The 20,653-nt window shown below is 50.2% G+C and carries 14 protein-coding genes and 3 pseudogenes; 9 read left to right on the top strand and 8 right to left on the bottom strand.

The window, feature by feature from the left end; genetic code table 11:
- Positions 1–511, top strand: a 511-nt coding sequence (locus ACGCCZ_RS05410; protein WP_411655502.1) for an SPASM domain-containing protein, incomplete at its 5' end; no start/stop codon positions are given.
- 158 nt (positions 512–669) lie between these two features.
- Positions 670–966 (top strand): hypothetical protein, encoded by a 297-nt coding sequence (locus ACGCCZ_RS05405; protein WP_411655501.1) that lies wholly within the window; start codon positions 670–672, stop codon positions 964–966.
- Between the two features lie 235 nt (positions 967–1,201).
- Here the strand turns inward: ACGCCZ_RS05405 and ACGCCZ_RS05400 are convergent.
- The 4 genes and pseudogenes from ACGCCZ_RS05400 to ACGCCZ_RS05385 form a co-directional block, all read right to left on the bottom strand.
- Positions 1,202–1,307, bottom strand: a pseudogene (locus tag ACGCCZ_RS05400) (YlxR family protein); the annotation flags it as partial.
- Positions 1,308–2,503: 1,196 nt separating this feature from the next.
- Positions 2,504–2,830 (bottom strand): hypothetical protein, encoded by a 327-nt coding sequence (locus ACGCCZ_RS05395; protein WP_411655500.1) that lies wholly within the window; start codon positions 2,828–2,830, stop codon positions 2,504–2,506.
- A gap of 271 nt (positions 2,831–3,101) precedes the next feature.
- On the bottom strand, positions 3,102–4,202 hold the full coding sequence (locus tag ACGCCZ_RS05390; RefSeq protein WP_054324530.1) for an aldo/keto reductase: 1,101 nt from the start codon (positions 4,200–4,202) through the stop codon (positions 3,102–3,104).
- 104 nt (positions 4,203–4,306) lie between these two features.
- Positions 4,307–5,437 (bottom strand): aldo/keto reductase, encoded by a 1,131-nt coding sequence (locus tag ACGCCZ_RS05385; protein ID WP_054324535.1) that lies wholly within the window; start codon positions 5,435–5,437, stop codon positions 4,307–4,309.
- Positions 5,438–5,694: 257 nt separating this feature from the next.
- On the opposite strand from ACGCCZ_RS05385, the gene ACGCCZ_RS05380 reads away from it, so the two are divergent.
- From ACGCCZ_RS05380 to ACGCCZ_RS05365, 4 genes and pseudogenes are all read left to right on the top strand, one after another.
- Positions 5,695–7,047 carry a replication-associated recombination protein A gene (locus ACGCCZ_RS05380; protein WP_085534184.1) on the top strand — a complete coding sequence of 451 codons (1,353 nt, stop codon included), beginning with the start codon at positions 5,695–5,697 and terminating at the stop codon, positions 7,045–7,047.
- Positions 7,048–7,789: 742 nt separating this feature from the next.
- Positions 7,790–8,725, top strand: coding sequence for a helix-turn-helix domain-containing protein (locus tag ACGCCZ_RS05375; RefSeq protein WP_054324528.1), 936 nt, complete (start codon positions 7,790–7,792; stop codon positions 8,723–8,725).
- Positions 8,726–8,910: 185 nt separating this feature from the next.
- Positions 8,911–9,180 (top strand): DUF6110 family protein, encoded by a 270-nt coding sequence (locus ACGCCZ_RS05370; RefSeq protein WP_054324527.1) that lies wholly within the window; start codon positions 8,911–8,913, stop codon positions 9,178–9,180.
- Positions 9,181–9,262: 82 nt separating this feature from the next.
- Positions 9,263–11,337: pseudogene (locus ACGCCZ_RS05365) on the top strand (heavy metal translocating P-type ATPase).
- A 227-nt stretch (positions 11,338–11,564) separates the two neighbouring features.
- Here the strand turns inward: ACGCCZ_RS05365 and ACGCCZ_RS05360 are convergent.
- Entirely contained in the window at positions 11,565–11,804 is a 240-nt protein-coding gene (locus tag ACGCCZ_RS05360; protein WP_054324526.1) for a FeoC-like transcriptional regulator, read from the bottom strand.
- A 451-nt stretch (positions 11,805–12,255) separates the two neighbouring features.
- Positions 12,256–12,651, bottom strand: coding sequence for a cation transporter (locus ACGCCZ_RS05355; protein WP_411655499.1), 396 nt, complete (start codon positions 12,649–12,651; stop codon positions 12,256–12,258).
- Between the two features lie 160 nt (positions 12,652–12,811).
- Between ACGCCZ_RS05355 and ACGCCZ_RS05350 the strand changes: the two genes are divergently transcribed.
- From ACGCCZ_RS05350 to ACGCCZ_RS05340, 3 genes and pseudogenes are all read left to right on the top strand, one after another.
- Positions 12,812–13,426 (top strand): TetR/AcrR family transcriptional regulator, encoded by a 615-nt coding sequence (locus tag ACGCCZ_RS05350; RefSeq protein ID WP_054324524.1) that lies wholly within the window; start codon positions 12,812–12,814, stop codon positions 13,424–13,426.
- A 197-nt stretch (positions 13,427–13,623) separates the two neighbouring features.
- Positions 13,624–15,413: pseudogene (locus ACGCCZ_RS05345) on the top strand (ABC transporter ATP-binding protein).
- On the top strand, positions 15,410–17,176 hold the full coding sequence (locus tag ACGCCZ_RS05340; RefSeq protein WP_054324522.1) for an ABC transporter ATP-binding protein: 1,767 nt from the start codon (positions 15,410–15,412) through the stop codon (positions 17,174–17,176). Before ACGCCZ_RS05345 ends, ACGCCZ_RS05340 begins: the two are co-directional and overlap by 4 nt.
- A gap of 449 nt (positions 17,177–17,625) precedes the next feature.
- Here the strand turns inward: ACGCCZ_RS05340 and ACGCCZ_RS05335 are convergent, their stop codons facing one another.
- On the bottom strand, positions 17,626–18,312 hold the full coding sequence (locus tag ACGCCZ_RS05335; protein ID WP_054324521.1) for a glycoside hydrolase family 2 TIM barrel-domain containing protein: 687 nt from the start codon (positions 18,310–18,312) through the stop codon (positions 17,626–17,628).
- Between the two features lie 636 nt (positions 18,313–18,948).
- On the bottom strand, positions 18,949–20,631 hold the full coding sequence (locus tag ACGCCZ_RS05330) for an NPCBM/NEW2 domain-containing protein (protein ID WP_411655503.1): 1,683 nt from the start codon (positions 20,629–20,631) through the stop codon (positions 18,949–18,951).
- Between the last annotated feature and the right edge of the window lie 22 nt (positions 20,632–20,653).

Below are 20,653 nucleotides of genomic sequence, written 5' to 3'. Positions count from 1 at the left end.
GCATCCCTGGTCGCTTACTTCGGAACGGTATGCACAGTATCTAAAGGATGCCTTTGATCTTTGGTACCAGCAGATCAAGAAAGGAGCGCGGCAATTCCACCAATACTTTGATAATCTATTGTTGATTTTGGATGGACAACCTCCACAAGTCTGTGCAATGGGAGGTCAATGTAGCCTGCAGTATGTGGTCGAAGCGGATGGAAGTGTCTATCCCTGTGATTTTTACATGCTGGATCACTATAAGCTGGGTAATTTCCTGACCGACACCCTGGAACAAATCGACCGGCAGCGGGAACAGCTCCGCTTTGTCGAACAGAGCCAATACCAGCCGGAGGAATGCCGGCAATGCCGTTGGTTTTCGCTCTGTCGGGGCGGGTGCCGTCGGGACCGGGATTTTTTTTCGGATGGTCTAGGCAAAAACTATCTTTGCGATGCCTACAAGTCCTTTTTTGAATATGCGTATCCGCGTTTGCTAGAGGTCTATTCCCGGCTGCTGTATTTTTCAAGATAAGCGGGCGCCAGCGCGATATATGGACGCCACGGGCAAGAATGTTACAGCAGATTGCAGAGCACATTCAAAGCCAGCGGAAACAGATCATGGGCTGGACCGGACGATGCGCGAAGGATGTGCAGGCCCGTTCATGAACAGCAAGGAACAAATTGTTGTAAGTGGCAGATGTGCCGGCGCCTTCAGGTCCGGATAAAACCAGAGAACTTTGCCCACATATGCCAACCCGCCAGCTCTATGCATTTTTCAAAGAAAAGCAGGCACTAAAAACCACCATAGAATCAGAACCCCAGTTCGGTCTTGTACTGAACTGGGGGTTTATCATTCAGGGCAGCCACAGGCCGCTGGTGATTGAACTAGTAAACATACTCGTCCAGCCGTTTGGGAACATTTCTGTATTCTCTAAGTCGAGGGCAAGGCGTAACTCTCCTTGCTTCAACCATTTAACGCTTCCATAATTGCATGATCGGTTGGAGTTCCTGCTCGAGACATGGAGCGTGGTATGGCATAATGGCCGTAAGCCTTAACGAAGGCCGGTGAGGCGTAAACAAAGCCCCGGCCGGTGTATAAGTCTCTCTGGGGCATCTGCTTCTCCTTTTTCCAGCAAGTTGTTTAGGCTTCTTGAGGCAGTCGAAATAGGAATATCACACAGTACCGCCTTGGCTCGGTGTTGCCTGGCATGTAAGAACCTTAGGGAAATCTCGCCTTCCGGCGAACGGACCACCTGGACCAGTTCTTTTTTCGGCTTGCTTTCTCCGCATCCTGCACACATACGCAGGGGGATTCGCTTTTGATGCATTTGCACATACCGCCCTTCCCGACTGTGATTTCTTAAACATACGCTGATGAATCTATATGAAAACAACCGCGGCTTGGGGAGGGATTCCCCAGCGCTATTGTTAAATGGATCGATCCACAATGTCCATTCCTCATTTTTATTCCGTTTTTAAAGATAGTCATGTCGGATACTACGAATCCAACAGGGTGGTTGACATTCCAGGTTCCTGCTATTACGTGGGGATCGAACATGTTCTTACCATCCTTTTTATATGGGTGTTTTTCCGCCTGTGAACGGATACGGTCCTGTTTGCAGCATGTATGGGCAAAATTATGAGAAAGCATCCAATTGCATCAAATACGCCTTGTGCCAACATGTGATGTCCGTGAGAAGGGTACTTCTTGTGTTGTTCTTCCATTAACCTTGGTAGCAGAAGCCTATGATGCTCATATGTATTCAGTTTATCCTTCGGGTTCTCCACTTGTCATAACCAGCTGGATGGACAGGCATCCATTGCAAAGAGATGAAACCAGGGATTTGGTTCTTAATATTTCTACGCTTTCGAACCCTTGCCCTATCCGATAACGTGTTTGCTTACACCAGCCCCTTTCGCTTGCAATCCTTTTTTACCGTTCCTTTTCAACTCTCAATTTGACGTCTATGAGCCCTAGCCGCTCTATTATAAGATCTTCACTGGGATGTAAAGCAGAGAAAGGATTTCCTGGACGTCCCTTATGCTCAAATGAGGATTTACCTTCTATGAACTTTTCACTCAGCAGCAAACCACGTTGCAATCTGCGTTATCCCTCTTCTCCAATGGTTTCACCGAAACATGTTCATCCATATGCCTATGGACAATTTCCGCTCTCTCTTCTGGCGTCCATACGCTTTTATCCTATCCCTTTTTCACTGTATCCCGCTCTCTTATGAATCGTTTATTCCGAAATGAAGGAGACATCCTGGGAGTCCAGTCCCCCTTTATCTACAGATTCATGCGACGGACGGTTTCCCGTCTATAAAAAGAACTCTATCCCCGACAAATTGCCGGGGATAGAGTTCTTTGTTATCAAACGTTCCTTGTGAAGAGGGTCACTCGAGCATTGTGCTTTCAAACGCTCCTTTTCCTCGAGAACGTTCGGGTGGGGATTTTCCAAAGCTGGTACTCTCCTTCCTTCGGGGCGACGGACACCTTTTGTGGTTCTTCTTTTGTTTCCCTTTTAGGCCGTACGTTGGCCGTTCATCCTCTGGGCGGACACCTGCGGTTGTTTAAACCGTACCAAACCAGTCCGGTTTAACGCCACCACGACGGCCGGGATAAGAATCCGCTGAATTACAATCCCGGGAATTGCATTCAAAAATGCACCCATTAGGAACATCCGCCAAGTAAAACCTTCGCTGGTAATCCCCAAGAACGCCATCTGAGCAATACCCCAGACAATCCTGCCAGCCAACATGGCGGCAACCAAACAGCGATAAAGTGCAATTACACCCTGCCAGCGGGAAAGTCCGTACACCAGCCCATAGGTCATTCGTTCAAATGCCATCGCAACTCCCGTAGGGAATAAAACCGGCGCGCCAAAGAGCGCATAACGCATCAACTGTCATTCCATATTGCCATCCGCAGATCAGGCCGCATACGAAAACCGGGATATACATCGGAAGGAGCATGTTCCCAACCTGTGGAATTTACCCGATCAAAAACGGCAGCACCAATCCGATAGCAAGGAACAACGCTGCCAAAGTCACATTTTTTGTCGTCAGCCTGATCAATGTATTCCTTCCCTTGGAAAGGCTGTTTTGAATCTTACTTTCCAGCTATTCCCTCCCGCCAAAATAGGAACGAATGTCCTGCATTCTCCGTACCTGGCCCACATGGAAGGGGCAACGGGAGTCACAGTGGCCACACGCAATACAATCGGATGCTGTCTTTTCCAGATGAATATAGTGGTCTCTTGCCAATGTATCCCCCGCCTGCGCTAAGTCATAATATTTGTTGATGAGTCCGACATCCAACCCTGCTGGACACGGCTGACAATGGTTGCAATACACGCAAATTCCTGCCGCGTCATGCGGGGTAAACGTTCCCAAAATGGAGTAATCTCTTTCCTCTGGCACCGCATTCAGAAATCCCAAAATGCGGTGCAGGTCGTTTTCATTACGCACGCCCGGCAGTACGGTCAATACGCCCGGTTTATCTAGCGCATACTGTATGCACTGGTATTCTGTCAACGCACGCTGAAAGGGAGACGTCTTTTCGTTCAGAAGTTGGCCCCCGCTGAACGCTTTCATCACGGAAATCCCCACCCCTTCCGCTTCACAGCGGCGGTACAGGGCCATCCGTTCATCCACACTGCCGATGGCAAACTCCCCGTGCCGGTAATCATAGGCAGGATTGATACTGAACATCATCATATCAATCAGACCAGTATCCAATACCATATTGGCAATCTTCGGCGTATGTGTAGAAAGCCCGAGGTGATGTACGACCCCCTCCTCTTTCAACTTCTGTAGAAACGTCCAGGTTCCTGCTGCACACACCTTCTCCCAATCTGCTGCTTCATCGATGCAGTGAATAAAACCAAAGTCAATGTAATCGGTTTGTAGCGCCTTTAACTGCCAGTCCACCGACCGCTTAATCGTGTCCAGGTTCAGTGTCCAGCCGTACTTTCCGCTTCGATAATCCGCCCCAAAGTGAATTTGAAAGTAGACGTTTTCCCGGCAGCCAGCAACCGCTCTTCCATAGGCTGGGAAAGGTACTGCATCCGATGCCGCCATATCGAAATAATTGACACCGTTTTCAATCGCCAAACGTACAATCCTTTCAATTTCCGCTTCTCCAGCTGGTCCCAACGAACTGTTTCCCAGCCCAATGATGCTGATTTTCTCTCCACCATGTGGCAACTTGCGATATTCCATACGATTTCCTCCTCATCACAGCTCTCATTCGGTCCTCTTCGCTCTTATCTGTATACCGATTCCTCTTGGGGCGCCGCTTTGTATATACCCCCATCAAATTCCCCTTATCCCAATTCCTTCGCAAAACTGGCCATTGCCGCCGATATTTCAATCTGTTGGGGACAGACGGCCTCACAGCTCCGGCATGCGATACAGGCGCTGGGCCATTTATTCTGTGCAATTGCAGATAGTGCCATGGGTGCAATAAAGCCACCCTCTGTGAAGTGGTGTTCGTTATACAGAGCAAGCAGGGATGGAATGTCCAAGCCCTGCGGACAATGGCTGACACAATAGTGGCAGGCTGTACAGGGGAGTATGTTCTTCCTCACCATAGTATCTGCAATGCACAGCAATGCCTTCATCTCCTGGGGATTCAACGGTTTTTCTTCCTCAAACGTGCGGATATTTTCCTGCATCTGTTCCAGGTTGGACATGCCGGAGAGCACCATCGTCACACTGGGAATCGATTGTAGGAACCGAAACGCCCAGGCCGGGACAGGTTCCTCCGGGCGAAGATTGTGGAGTTTTTCGGTATCTTCTTTGGACAATGTAACCAATCGGCCGCCGCGCAAGGGCTCCATCACCCACACAGGGATGCCAAATTCCCGCAAAAGTTCCACTTTTGCTTGGGCATCCTGAAATTTCCAATCAAGGTAATTCAACTGAATCTGCCCAAATTCCATATCCGCCCCATATGCATGCAAAAAACGCTTCATCACGCCATAGCTGCCGTGTGCGGAAAACCCTAAGTGGCGGATTCGCCCAGCCTGTTTTTGTTTCATCAGATACGCAAAGATCCCATATTTCGGATTTAAATATGCGTCAATATTCATTTCACAAACATTGTGGAATAGATAGAAGTCAAAATAGTCCACACCACATTTTTCTAGCTGCTTTTCAAAGATTTCTTCCACTTTATCCATATTGGCTAGGTCATAACCCGGAAATTTGCTTGCTAAGAAGTAGCTCTCCCGCGGATACTTCCGTAAGAGGCGCCCCATTATCAACTCCGATTGGCCGTTGTGATAACCCCACGCTGTGTCATAATAGTTGATCCCGCTCTCCATAGCGTATGCCACCATCTGTTCCGCTGCCGTCTCATCGATTCGGGAATCGTCGCCATCGATCACGGGCAGGCGCATTGCGCCCATGCCGAGGGCAGAGAGTTTCCATCCCTGAAAGCTCTTATATAGCATCATCCACCCACTCCTTTTCCATCCAGCCGGCAGAAACCTTCTGTTTCCACCCTCTAATGTTGCCCCGATTATACCCCTTGGAGTGCACTCTAAGTCAAGTATTTTAGGCCATTTTTTAAAGATTAACTTCTGTTTTCCCCACATGTACACCATATTACAAGGTTTTGTCTCATTTCGCTCTTTAAACGAAACTTTGTTCTTGTTCTTTTTTACCCGAAGTGGTAGAATAGAAAAAACCAATTCGATGGAGGCACCCTATGGAACAGCAGACCTTATTTGAAAAGCAAGGTATGGACCGCCCCTTGGCCAGCCGTATGCGGCCGCATACTCTGGAGGAATTTGTCGGACAAGAACACCTACTGGGACCGGGTAAAATTTTACGGCAGCTGATCGACCAGGACCGCATTTCCTCCATGATTTTCTGGGGGCCTCCTGGGGTGGGAAAGACCACTCTGGCACGCATCATTGCCGGGCGGACACATGCCAATTTTATTGACTTCAGCGCAGTGACCAGCGGTATCAAGGAAATTCGGGAAGTGATGCAACGGGCTGAGGAAAACCGGCGTTTTGGGGAACGGACGATTCTGTTTGTGGATGAAATCCATCGCTTCAATAAAGCACAACAAGATGCCTTCCTCCCATTCGTGGAGCGTGGCAGCATTGTACTGATCGGCGCCACCACGGAAAACCCTTCCTTTGAGGTCAATTCGGCGTTGCTTTCCCGCTGCAAGGTATTCGTTCTACAAGCGCTAACCACGCAAAACTTGGAGGTCCTCCTTCGCCATGCACTGGAGGACACCCGCGGGTTTGGAGGGGAATCCATATCCATCTCAGAAGAGTTGCTGTCGGCAATCGCCCATTTTGCGAATGGCGACGCGCGCACGGCTTTAAACACCCTGGAAATGGCGGTCTTAAATGGGGAACGCACATCCGAAGGTGTAACCGTAGAGGCGGACATTTTGAGGCAATGCCTCTCAAGGAAGTCCTTGCTTTATGACAAAAATGGGGAGGAACACTATAACCTGATCTCTGCACTGCATAAATCCATGCGAAACAGCGACCCGGACGCTGCCATCTACTGGTTAGCTCGTATGCTGGAAGGCGGGGAGGACCCGCTTTATATCGCGCGGCGGCTGATCCGCTTTGCCAGCGAAGATGTGGGAATGGCCGACAGCCGTGCCATTGAAGTCGCTACAGCCGTTTATCAGGCGTGCCATTTTATTGGGATGCCGGAATGTTCCGTCCATTTGACCCATGCGGTAACGTACCTCTCCCTCGCGCCAAAGTCGAATTCGTTGTATATGGCTTATGAATCCGCCAAACGGGATGCACTGGAAAGATTGGATGAACCTGTCCCTCTCCAAATTCGCAACGCCCCTACCCGTCTGATGAAGGACCTTCACTATGGGCAAGGGTACCAATACGCCCACGATACAGAGGAAAAACTCACTTCCATGCAATGCCTTCCAGATTCTTTGGAAGGACGGACTTACTATATCCCAACCACACAGGGTTCTGAAGCGCGTGTACAGGAACGCCTACGACAAATCAAACAGTGGCGGGAACAAAAACGTCGGGAGGAAGAAGCGGGCGGCGATGGAACCAAGTGAATAGGATGGATTTTTCTTGCCAGCGCCGCGACCGGTTGTTCTGAGAAAAGCAACTGTCCTCCAAAAAGGATTGTTTACAGGGCTCCAAAAGTAAGCGAACGCTCTGATACAAAGCGCTCTGGACACCCCAACCCTGGCCGGTTGGTTAAATACATGCGCTTTTTAGCCGGATACTCGGATTGTCCTTCCATTGACTTCCCATCGCGTTTTTATCGTTTCTTCCTTGGATTTGCTGAAATGACAAGGCAACCATTTGAAAATCATCGATGAGGCAAAGAAAGTTACATGAATGTTGTTATCCAAATACAGGCCGTATCTGGCCACAAACAGTTCGATTTTCAGGGGTTCAATCCAGGAGATCTCCACGCGCTACGGAGCTTTTGGTTTCGGAAATCTTTTCAGGTCTTACGTTTTGCCTTGCCGGGCGGGACTGCCTCTGGTTTGTCAGCCTTTGGGCCGTATGTTTTGTTTTCAAGGTTTTTGTACACTTCATAGGGTTACAGGAAGAAAGATTTTCCTCCTATTATTGACAAATAAATCCTGTCTTTGGTATGATAAGAGAAGATTGCGCCATAGCAAAAGCTGCTCTGATGGAGCGGCTTTTTTCGAACCATAAGTTAGCTAAGGCTAACTTATGGTAATTTTTCTTTCATCGAAGGGGATACCCACCCTTTCGTGCATAAACAGGTTCCATTCCTTCTTCACTTTTTCTGCCCAGAAATAACAAGGGAGGTGCATCCACATGCTTGCTGAATATTCCGACGCATGGGCTAGTTCGCAAATGTGCTCAGAAGAAATATACCGTTGTTCCCCCACGATCGGAGTGATTGTCCGGGAGTATTGTCTGGCCCAATATGAAGCCTCATACCCCGCGGGGATGCAGCCTGCACACCTTGAAGGGATCTTTTGTCAATCCGGCCAGCTTCAGGTGACAACCGCACAGGGAACCGTGACGACTGTGGAGGCCGGAGAACTTCTACTGGTCACTGATGCCGCTGCGGTCCGTAACTTTTCTTTTGACCGCGGCTGTTTTCGTTGCATCGCTGCTTTTTTTGACCATTCTGCCGCAGGGGAGTCCTTTGCGCGTGCCTGCGCACTGCTATCAGGAAGCCCCCTGCATTTGGAACAGGTGCAGGCATTGCTCAACGCTCACGATGGATGTACCGTAATCCGGAACACCACTTGGGGCGCCTCCTGCCTGGCATCCCTCTGCCAGCTTTCCAAGGAGCAGCGGGGCGCTTACTTTCTTCTGAAACTTTGGGAATTGTTCTATCTATTGTGTAGCTGGCAGGCTGCGGGAACCGTTCCCCACGAAACCGGATACTGCGACCATTATCAGGCAGACGTTGTCCGTAGCGTTCATGACTATATGCTGGCTCATTTTGACCAACATCTGACGGTACAGGAACTCGCCCGGCGGTTTCAACTGTCCCCGACCTTTCTGAAAAACTGTTTTCGCCGTCTTTATGGAACCCCTATCCACGCCTACCTCAAGCATTATCGTTTACAAACAGCAGCCCGTCTGCTGTGCACAACCTCTGAAAGCGTGTTGGCCGTGGCGTCCTCTGTGGGTTATACTGGTACCAGCCAATTTGGGACTGCTTTTAAAGAGTACTACCACATGACTCCGGCACAGTACCGAAGGTTATATCATCAAAAAAATGTCCAAAACCGGTGAGTTTTGTCTATTTCCGGCGGCAATTTCAGATAGACTGTGTTATATTTGAATTTCAAATGAATGCCGTGCGCTAGGAGGTGTCCAATTTGAAGCAGCACAAATTCTGGGCTTGGGGCGCTGTCATCTGTATGGTGATGGTTATCATCACGGGCTATCGGCACAAATAATACTGGAGGAATTGCCTTATGAACATTTATCAAAAGATCGCATTATTCGTGGGCGGCGCACTGTTTGGCTCCGCCGGTATCAAACTGCTGAGCAGCAAGGATGCCAAAAAAGCCTATACCCACGCCACGGCAGCAGCACTGCGCGTCAAGGAATCCGTAATGGGTACCGTTACTTCGGTTCAGGAGAATGCGGCGGACATTCTGGCCGCAGCCAAGGATATCAACGAGCGGCGCGCTGCACAGGAAGAGATTGTGGAAGATACGTCCACGGAAGCAACTGAGGCTTGATGCGGGCAAATCTGCTGTCCGTTCTATAACAAATAAAAGAGGGTCGCGGTTGCGGCCCTCTTTTCCTTGTCGGAGGTCAACTATGAAATTTCAAATTATGCATGAAAGCAGTGGGCGCATGCGTATCCGCTGCTGCCAAAATCGGATGACATTGGAACAGGCGGATCTCCTGGAAGCATACCTTCAGCATATCACTGGAGTGCGGCAGGCGGTGGTCCATGAACGGACCTGCTGTGCTGTTATTTATTATCAAGACATCCGTGCGGATCTGCTGCAACAGATCAGCCGCTTCTCCTATGACGCCGAGAGCGTCGCCGATCTCGCTCCTCTGCACAGCGGCCGGGCGCTCAACCGCGCTTACGAGGAAAAATTGGTGGGGCGGGTTGTCTTTAAGGCCATCCGTTCCCTCTTTTTCCCGCACCTTTGCGAATCGCCTACACGCTGTGCCGGTCGATTCCCTATCTCCTTCGCGGTATCAAATGTCTTTTCCAGGGAAAGATGCGCGTGGAACTGTTGGATGGGCTATCTATTGGAATCTCCATGATCCGCCGCGATTTTTCGACTGCCAGTTCGGTAATGTTTTTGCTGGGACTTGGCGAGCTCTTGGAAGAGTGGACCCACAAAAAGTCTGTGGATGATCTGGCCCGTTGCATGTCTTTGAACATTGACCGCGTGTGGCTTAAGACATCTTCCGGGGAAATTCTGGTACCCTTAAATCAAGTTAAGGCCGGCGACCGCATTTCCGTGCGTATGGGTGGTCTGATCCCCTTAGACAGTACCATCGAGGAAGGCGAAGTAATGGTCAATCAGGCATCCCTCACCGGAGAATCCATTCCTGTCCCGAAACGTCCCGGCACAGCCGTCTACGCCGGCACTGTGGTGGAAGAGGGCGAGTGTGTGCTCCGTGTGACCCAACAATCCGGAGAAAGCCGTTACGATAAAATTGTTGCCATGATTGAGCAGTCTGAAAAACTGAAATCTGCTGCGGAAAGCAAGGCATCCAATTTGGCCGATAAGCTGGTGCCCTATACCCTGTTTGGGAGTGTCCTGGCCTATTTATGGACCCGGAACGTCACCCGCGCGTTGTCTGTTCTGATGGTCGATTTCTCCTGCGCGTTGAAGCTGGCCATGCCCTTGGCTGTGCTTTCCGCCATGCGTGAAGCCAGCAGTTATCATGTAACTGTGAAGGGCGGAAAGTACTTGGAGGCCGTCGCCAAAGCGGATACAATTGTCTTTGATAAAACCGGTACTCTGACCTACGCCTGCCCGGTCGTCTCAGAGGTGATTCCCTTTGGCGGCCACAGCGAGGAGGATATGCTCCGGCTGGCGGCCTGCCTGGAAGAGCATTTCCCCCATTCTATGGCCAACGCTGTGGTACAGGCTGCCCGAGATCGCGGCCTTTCCCACGAGGAAATGCATTCCCAGGTGGAATATTTGGTGGCCCACGGAATCGCCAGTACGGTCGGAAATGAACGTGTGGTGATCGGCAGCGCACATTTTGTCTTTGAAGACGAGGCGTGTGCCATTCCGAATGGCGACCAACCGCGCTTTGACGAGCTTCCAGAGCAGTACTCCCATCTGTACCTTGCCATTGGCGGACAGCTGGCCGCTGTCATTTGTATTTCCGATCCCCTTCGTGCAGAGGCTGAAGCGGTCATCAATGCTCTGCGCCGCCTGGGGATTCAAAAAACCGTTATGCTCACCGGAGACAGTGAGCGAACCGCAGCAGCCATTGCCGCCCAAGTCGGTGTGGACGAATACCATTCCGAGGTCCTTCCTGAGGACAAAGCTCGATTTGTAGAAGCAGAGCGTGCACAGGGGCACACGGTGATCATGCTGGGCGACGGCATCAACGATTCCCCTGCGCTATCCGCTGCAGATGTAGGCATTGCCATCAGCGACGGTGCAGCAATTGCACGGGAAATCGCCGATATTACAATCGCAGCCGACGACTTGTTCGAACTGGTCAACCTGCGTATGATTGCTAGCAGCCTGATGCGCCGGATTCAATCGAACTACCGCTTTGTCATTGGATTCAACGGCGGTTTGATCGGTCTCGGTGTTGCAGGCGTCCTTCCTCCTGCGACCTCAGCCATGCTGCACAATCTGTCTACATTGGGTGTCAGCCTGCGCAGCATGACCAATCTGCTGGAATAAAAAAACACCGGCAACCGCTTCCAAAACATCTCATAAGTCAAGCAACGCGCTTTTTCAGGAAATGTTGCCTGCACAATGCACACAGAATACCATTGAGTATGGTTCTTTCGAAGATACCTGGCTGTCGCCCGAAAATGGCAGACGGACAAACGGCGTCCCTCCCTTTCAAAAGGTAGATGGACGCCGTTTGTCCGTCTTTCTTCATTTCTTACTCGACTTGGTTCCCGTTACAGTTCCTCCTGGGGAAGCTTTACCAGTTCGAACGAGGGGGTATGATGCCCATGCGAACCACAATGCCCACAACCTTTGCACTGGGGTCCACAGCCGCATGTCTTTCGAAGATAACCATCGTACTCCAAGGATTCCACCTGCTTTTGGACCTCTTCTTGCGGTTTTTGCAAGGAATCTGCCAGATCCTTTACGGACCAGGCGCGGCCCTCCTCCAACAGTTCCATGAGTTTATCCATCTTATTCACCCCCTCGTGCATTGAAAAAATTCCTATCCAAAATAAGGCCATCTCTAAAAGAACGTATAAAACCATCTACATTTTGCGCTTCACCGTCCTTAAATCGCCTCTGTGTATTCAAACGTCGCATCCCATCTATTCCATCTAGGCACGATTCCCGTCTAAGCCGAGGAACTGTATCACCCCTATAAGGGCTTGATACCATCCAGCCCCTTAGAAGCACTGTATCACTCATTTTTGCATCGCTTGTCCTGTCACCCGTAAACAGGTCCCATCTTTTTGGCCAAGCCCAGTTCCTTTTTAGGTGCCTGTATAACCAGCTGTTCTACTCAATACTGGAAGCGTTACCCTTTACTCTCCCCACAAAGCAGGAGATTCGTATTTTGCTACAGTATGCAAGATAAAAGATGCACAAAAGTTAGCTTTAGCTAACTTTTGTGCATAAAAATTTCTATTGCTCTTCACGCGCTTCTGACTGTCCCGGTTGTACCGAAAGGACCAGATACCCTGCCTTTTGGACCACCTCGCGTAAGGTATCCTCTGAAAGTACCTGCTTTGTCCGTACAATGGCCTTTCGAGAACCAAGATCCACCTGGGCCCAAACACCATCCAAGTTGTTGAGCGCATTTTCTACCCGCCTCACACAGTTTGAACATGTCATCCCATCAATCGTCAGAACCGTTTCATACGGATAATGGCTTTTATCCCGATCCGCCACCTTCACCTTCTTGACGGGCGGTTCATGTTCGCCACAACAGCCACCCCCTTGACGAAGTTTCCGGACATAGCTATAGACACCATAAATACATGCCAATGCCAGTAAGACCGGAATAATAATGTTGACCATTTCTAAAGCCCCCTCAGTTAGTCTCTGCTAATTAAAGTAGCACAAAAAACCTATTCTGTCAATGTGGCTTCGCCGCCTTTATCCCTTGACAAAACAGAAATCAAAGCTACAATGAATAGTGAAACGGGATCTATACCGGTTGCCCCGCAGGGAGGGTTTTGTGCCAAGGGATAAAAGCGCCAGCTTTGCCAGAATTGTCCCCGCAGCAAAAGCTGAATTCCTGAAAAAAGGGTTTGCAAAAGCTTCCATGCGATCCATCGCGGAAGCTGCTGGAATGACATCGGCTGGATTATATCGCCATTTTGCAGATAAAGAGGCCGTGTTCGCCTCCTTGGTAGAACCATTGCTCTCTAAATTGGACCAAGTTTACCAAACCATCAAGGAACGGGACTATGAGCTGTTGGTTGTGAAACAGCTGGACGAAATATGGGCTAGTAATGCAGAAGTGATCTATTTCCTCGATTTGATTTATGACCATTTCGATGCCTTTAAATTGTTGCTCTGCTGTTCTTCCGGGACCAAATACGAAAACTTTATCCATGATTTCGTCGTTTTGGAGCAAAAAGAGACCTTACAGTTCATGGAAGCAGCGCGCAAATGCGGCGTACCCGTCCGTACGATCGATGAACGGGAGCTTCACCTCCTTCTCAGTGCATATTCCACGGCTCTGTTTGAAGTGGTCGTGCACGATTTTACGAAGGAAGAGGCAGCACACTACCTGACTACGCTTCGTCAGTTTTTCTATCCGGGTTGGAGAACGGTCTTGGGGCTCTGAAGAGCCTCTCTTTTTCGCCCTTTGTTAGCTGTAGCTAACTATCAACATTCTTTTTTGTGAAATGGTTTGTATGCCGCTATTTTTTTGCTTTTTAGTTAGTTATCGCTAACTTAAAATTCTTTGAGGGTCTGTTTCTTTCCCAATCTGCGGTTCTATGTCCAACCGGAATTTATTTCATTAAGGAGGCGTTATTCCCCATGAACAAAAAAAAGCAGAGCAGCTTGTCCCGCCTGCTGGGTTATGCAGGCGGGCACAAGAAGCTGACCATCTTGGGCTGTACCCTGTCCGGGGTGTCGGCGGCCCTTTCACTGATGCCCTATGTATGTATCTGGCTTGCTGTACAGGGGGCCTTCCGTGCTTTTCCTTCACTTTCACAGGCCACTGGACTCGAGCGGTTTGGCTGGATGGCAGTCGCATTTGCCGGTGCCAGCATACTCGTCTATTTTGGGGCCTTGATGTGTACCCATCTCGCCGCGTTCCATACCGCTCGAAATATGCGGCGGACCGCCATCGATCACGCGGTCGACCTCCCTCTCGGCTTTTTTTCCAGCAATCAGACCGGCCGTCTGCGCAAGATCATCGACGACAATGCCGGGATGACTGAAACCCTATTGGCTCACGAACTTCCCGACCTAGTGGGAGCGATCGTCACCCCTGTTGTTGCCCTCGTATTGCTTTTTGTGTTCGACTGGCGGATGGGATTGGTTTGTTTGATTCCTATGATCGTTTCCATCTGGCTGATGACGTTGATGATGGGTGGAAAAAATGCGAAATTTTTCGAACGCTATCAGATTCAGTTAGAAAATATGAGCAGCGAAGCAGTGGAGTATATCCGCGGAATCCCTGTCGTCAAGGTCTTTCAGCAAACCGTTCATTCCTTTAAAAACTTCTATCAAGCGATCATGTCCTATAAGGAACTGGCCTCCGGTTATGCGATGAGTTGCCGGACCCCCTTGGTTTGGTTTACCACGGTTTTAAACGGCACCTTCCTTTTGCTTATCCCTATGGGGATGCTCATGACCGCTGCAGCCGGTGGAGATGGCTGGGATGTTCTGTTAAACATGATTTTTTATATCCTCTTTGCTCCGGCCTGTGGTGGCATGATGAACCGCATTATGTACGCTTCGCAGGCTCTGATGGAAGCCGACGAGGCGATTCGTAAGCTCAATCTGATTCTGGAACAGAAGCCTTTAGCCGAACCGGCACATCCTCAGTCTCCAAGCGGGCATAGCGTTGTGTTCAAGAACGTGACCTTTACCTATCCTGGCGCGGACCGGCCTGCGCTTCAACACGCGAGCTTTACGGTTCCTGAGGGGGCGACAGTCGCCTTAGTGGGCCCTTCTGGCGGGGGTAAAACCACCGCGGCTACACTGATCCCCGGTTTTGGGACGCACAAGAAGGTTCTGTTCAGGTGGGCGGCGTGGATGTCCGGCAGATTTCCACCCGCGATTTGATGGCTCAAGTAGCCTTTGTTTTTCAGGATACGCGCTTGTTTAAGGCCAGCCTCCTGGAAAATATCCGGGCGGCCCGGCCTTCAGCCAGCCGGGAGGAGGCTTTGCAGGCTGCTCATGCAGCCCAATGCGACGATATTCTCGAGAAGTTGCCCGACGGTATCGATACCGTCGTCGGTGCAAAAGGGGTCTATCTGTCCGGGGGCGAACAGCAGCGCATTGCTTTGGCGCGTGCCATTTTAAAGGATGCACCAATCGTCTTGTTGGACGAAGCGACTGCTTTTGCTGATCCTGAAAATGAGTATCAGATTCAGAAGGCCTTTGAATCTTTGACCCGCGGAAAAACGGTGTTGATGGTTGCTCACCGCCTTTCCACTATTCAAAATGCCGATCGGATTCTTGTGCTCTCCGAAGGCCAAATCTTACAGAGCGGTACCCATCAGCAACTTCTGGAGCAAAAGGGATTATATGCACGAATGTGGCAGAATTATCAGACCTCTGCCCAATGGAAGGTTGGAAAGGAGGCTGTGCAATGATTCGGAAATTGCAACACATCTTCGCTCTATCGGAACAAGGGACAAAGGACCTGGTCAGCGGTGTATTTTGGTGTACGGTCTGCAATTTATCCCTTATGGCGCCGGTTGGTCTCCTGTTCTTTGTCTTACAGGCCATGATTGCTGCTTTGACAGAAGGGACCGATCCCTCTTCGGGTGTGTGGGGATACACCCTTGGCGCCCTGATCATTCTTGTGTTCATCTTTTTGTTCCATTGGAAGGAATACGCCAAAACATATACGGGCACCTATGAAGAGAGTGCCAACCGCCGGGTTCGCCTTGCAGAAAAGCTCCGCGCACTCCCCCTCTCCTTTTTTGGAAACCGGGACCTGGCTGACTTGACCAATACCATCATGTCCGACTGCTCCAGCCTGGAACAATCCTTTTCCCATTACATTCCCCAGCTGATTGCTACCTGTTTTTCCACGGCGCTCATCGCCATCGGTCTTTTGTCTATGGACTGGCGCTTGGGATTGGCGGTGTTGTGGGTACTTCCTGTTGCACTCATTCTTGCTGTGGGTTCCAAGTTCCTACAAGACAAATTTGGAACACGCAGCATTCTTGCCAAACGTGCGGCCTCTGATGGAATTCAAGAATGTCTGGAAACCATCCGTGACATCAAGGCATGCAATCAAAAGGAACACTACCTAGAGAGTGTACACGCCAAGATTGATGGCGTTGAATCTGCTGCAATTCATGCTGAGTTGACTACAGGCGTGTTTATCACATCCGCCCAAGCGATTCTTCGTCTAGGGTTGGCAACGACCGTCCTCGTGGGCGCACATCTGCTAATTACAGGCGGTGTGGATCTTCTGACCTATCTTGTCTTTTTGATCGCCGCGGCACGGTTCTATGATCCCATGGCATTGGCGTTGCAAAACCTGGCCGCTACCTTTAGTGCAAAACTGCAGATCGAACGTATGCGTCAAATCGAGGAACAACCCGTACAAACCGGTTCCAATACTTGTACTCCCAACGGGTATGACATCCAATTTGACCATGTTTCTTTCTCTTACCATTCGGATGAAGGTGTTCTGTCCGACGTATCTTTTACGGCTAAGCAAGGGGAGGTCACTGCGCTTGTCGGGCCCTCTGGCGGTGGTAAGTCGACAGCCGCCAAATTGGCAGCACGCTTCTGGGATGTCAATTCTGGAACCATTACTCTGGGAGGCATTGATGTGACCTGTGTGGAGCCAGAAGCTCTGCTAAACTATTACGCAATTGTCTTTCAAGATGTGGTCCTTTTCCGCGATACCATCATGGAAAACATCCGTTTAGGACGGCGCGAGGCGACCGATCAAGAAGTATTGGAAGCAGCCCGCGCTGCACAATGCGACGAATTCATCCGTAAGCTTCCGCAGGGATACCAAACCGTCATCGGAGAAAATGGTTCTACTTTGTCCGGAGGCGAACGGCAGCGCATCTCCATCGCGCGGGCACTTCTAAAGGATGCTCCTGTAATTTTGCTGGATGAAGCGACAGCTTCTCTGGATGTTGAAAATGAGAGTGCTGTTCAAGCGGCCCTTTCCCGCCTAGTACAAAATAAGACGGTGTTGATTATCGCTCATCGTATGCGTACGGTAGCCCATGCGGACCACATTGTTGTCTTGAAAGATGGGAAAGTCGCTGAACAGGGCACCCCTGCCCAATTGATGGAACAAAAAGGATTATACCATCACATGGTGCAACTACAAAAGGAGAGCGCTTCCTGGCAACTGAATGAGCGGCCATCGTCTCGATTATGACATTTTGTTTCCAGCTGGCATCATCTCATGTTTGTGAACGGTATTCCCGGCTCAAACATCGGATTTCTCCAACCTTAAATAAAGACTTTAGAATTTATTGATTTTTATATCAAAAGCTCTTGAGTTTGTTACAAGTGTAACAAAGCCCAAGGGCTTTTTGAATTCTTTCACACTTTCTTAAATGGTATATCCTGTAAACCTTTTGAAAAATCATTATAAATTTCAGTACTCTCCTATTTACAACGTTAAGGCCAGGGTTATAAGTGTGCGGCGGCTTTGAGAGAAAGCCCCGGTAGGATGGAAAAGACGATGGACAGCTTCCTTATAAAGCTTCGTCCTCACGGGATACATTTCCCTTTGAAGGGAGCAAACAATCAATACGGAAGAACGCCCTATGTTGCCTAGTATCTTTTGTAAAAACCCGCTTGACAATTTGTTTGGTGAGTCCTTTAGGAAAGACTGGTCGAGTACATACAACCCATTGTGTGGTAATCCTGCCAACATCTGATAAAGACGCCTGCATCCGCCCGCCAGCAGCCTTCTTTTGTAGTGAAACGGATATTCAGGAAGCACTCCTCGCCGGGCTGTAGGTCAGCCGGCGCAGTATAGCCTTCCAGGGTGATGTCCACCGTCTCTTGCGGAGGAACATCCACGGACTGCGTATGGCTTGCAATGGACTCTCCATCGCGGATCAATTCCCAGGTCATGTCGTATTCGTTTGCATTGGTATCGATGTATTCATTGTCGATGGTAATAACGCCCGCTTCCAGATCCTTTGCCGTCATCTGGAAGGACTGGTAAACCTTCTTGACTTCATACATGGCCGGATGAATGGTGCGATCCGGCGCAATAATGCCATTGACGTAGAAATTATTTTTGCCGGTATAGACGTCCCAGTCGCCGTCATAAGCCCAATAGGTCTCGCCGGGCTCCGCGCCGGGAATCTGGGTGTTGATCGACTGGTCCGCCCAGTCCCAAATCCAACCGCCCTGGAGGTTCGGATACTTGCGGATGATGTCCCAATAGTCCTTCAAAGCGCCTGTGCTGTTGCCCATCGAATGGTCATATTCGCACATGACATACGGGGATTTGCCGCTCTTACCTTTCTTTTCCACGTCCGTGTAAGCGGGGTACATATTCGATTTCAATGAAAGTGTAACGTCAAGGAGTGGGACGGCTCTTACGAGACTGTTATCGATCTGCCAGGACGGAAGGAAAGAGAGGTCTATGTATCCCCGCAGAATGGTTATTCGACGATCTGTGTGGCCAAGGAATTGGATAAGAATGAAGTCAGACGTTATAGGCTATCAGGAACATTATAGCGGCGTATACCGCGGCGGTTATTCTATGGGCGATATATCTGACGGAGGCAGTACCCAAAGTCCCGGAATGCCCGGAATCACAGTGCAATTCAACAAACAGTCCTTTACGCATACATAAAGCCAGTCACAACCACCGGCAAACATCTAAAGAGGCTGGGAACTTTATTCCCGCTTGCATCCCTACTCCACAGCCCGTAAACAGGCATTGGCGGTTCTAACGGCAACCTTCTATCATCAAAAGGTTGTTGCCAGCGGCTTGCTTCGCTCGATGCTTGAAGCGAAGGCTTTTTTACGGGAACCTTCCACCGGTTCTTCTGGAAGATCTAACCAACAGAAGGGGATACCTCCGCAGAATAGTCTGCGAGGGTATCCCCTTCTTATATATGTACTATATGTACATTTCTTCCGGTCTGCCCCTACAGGAAAAGTCCTTTGGGTATGACCACTTTTTTACTGCATCGCTTTCTTGATGAGGAACAAATCATGGGCATCCAGCGCCCCATCCCCATTCATGTCTGCACTGAGCAACTCAATTTGTTCGAAGGAACGATTTCCTACAATGGCTTCACGCATAAGCTGCACATCGGACTCATTTACAATGCCATCCGGGTTGATATCGCCCAGAAGTGCCACGCTCATGCGGTCCTCTTCGGTGCCGTTCACACGCAGGATCACGATGTAGCCGGAGACCAGCGTCGAATCCTCGTCGATGGAGCCGCCGGTCGCCTCCATAAATTCCAATGTACCGCCTTCTACGGGCTTGAGCATTGCTGCGATGTCCTCGGTCGTCGCTCCTGCCGGGACATTGTAGAGGATCTTGGTATCGCCGTCGGTTGTAATCTTTGCATCCGAATCCTCTGCAACTTCAAACTGCGGTTTTGATGGTTCTGTGCTTTCGACCAGCAATTTTGCGTCCGCCCAAACGGTATTGCAGCGGCCATTGTTGCCCGTGGTCAGTTCGGCAAGCAGGGTCAGCTTTGTCACGCCTGTCACATCGACGTCGACATACTGCGCATTGGTGTTCTTTCCCTTTATCTCATCGGAAGCAAAGATCTCCTTTCCATCGGCCAGGACGCGGAAAACAACGCCCTTTACGTCCTGCGCACGGTCTTTGTCTTCGATTCCTACCCAAGCCTGGAAACGTGTCGCATTGAGTCCGGTCAAATCATAGACCACCTCGGAGGCGGCATGAGCCGCCAAACCTTTGTCAAACGCAGTCTTGACACCGTCGGGATATACCGTGATCTTACCACCCTGCAGGTTGGCATCCTTGGTAAAGTTCCCATAGCCGACCTTTGCGGATTCTTCCTCGACATCGGAGAGATAGAGCTCCGAGCCTTCGGCGCGCACCTTGACCTTCGCATCAGCCCAGACAGTCTGGCAGTTGCCGTTCGAGCTGGTAGTCAAATCGGCAAGCAGGGTCAGCGTGCTTGCGCCGCTGATGTCCACATCGACATATTCCGCGTTGCTTCCGCTTCCCTTCATCTCCTTGGAGACGAACTTCTCTTCGCCGTCGACCAACACGCGGAATTTCACACCGCGCACCTTGTTGTTGCGGTTGACTCCGTCGATGCCGACCCACGCCTGGAAGCGCTCTGCATCGAGACCGGACAAATCGTAAACGACCTTGGAGGCGGCGTGGGCGGTGATGCCCTTGTCGTAGGAGACCTTGGAGCCATCCTGATAGACGCTGATCTTGTCACCATCCAGGTTGGCGTCCTTGGTAAAGGTTCCATAGCCGACTTCTGCGGAGGTTTCCTCTAAATCGGAAAGATAAACATACTCATTGAAGATAAAGTCCACCGTGTAGACACGCTGATACCCACTCGCACTGGTGGCTGTTACCGTCGCCTGTCCTGGAACCGCATCCGCCTGCTGAATTTCGATGGTTACATCATCGTTTGCCGCGGTTGCTGTAACCTGTGGGATTCCTGCGGACGGGCTCTTGCGGGAAATATAGGTGAGAATATCGCTGTTAAATCCATCAATGGATTCGCCGTCAATCTGGATGTCCGTAACCAAGGTGGTGTTGTCCGGCAGATTGACTTTGCTTTCCTGCATCAGCTGTTCGGTAGACGCATTGCTGATCGGCTTCATACGGAACTGATAGGTGTAAGAACGGTCGGTCGGCAATGTATACTGCTCCAGTGTCTCT

The sequence above is a fragment of the Anaeromassilibacillus sp. SJQ-1 genome, assembly GCF_046693725.1.
GTDB lineage: Bacteria > Bacillota > Clostridia > Oscillospirales > Acutalibacteraceae > Anaeromassilibacillus.
This window is presented reverse-complemented; position numbering and strand designations above follow the sequence as displayed.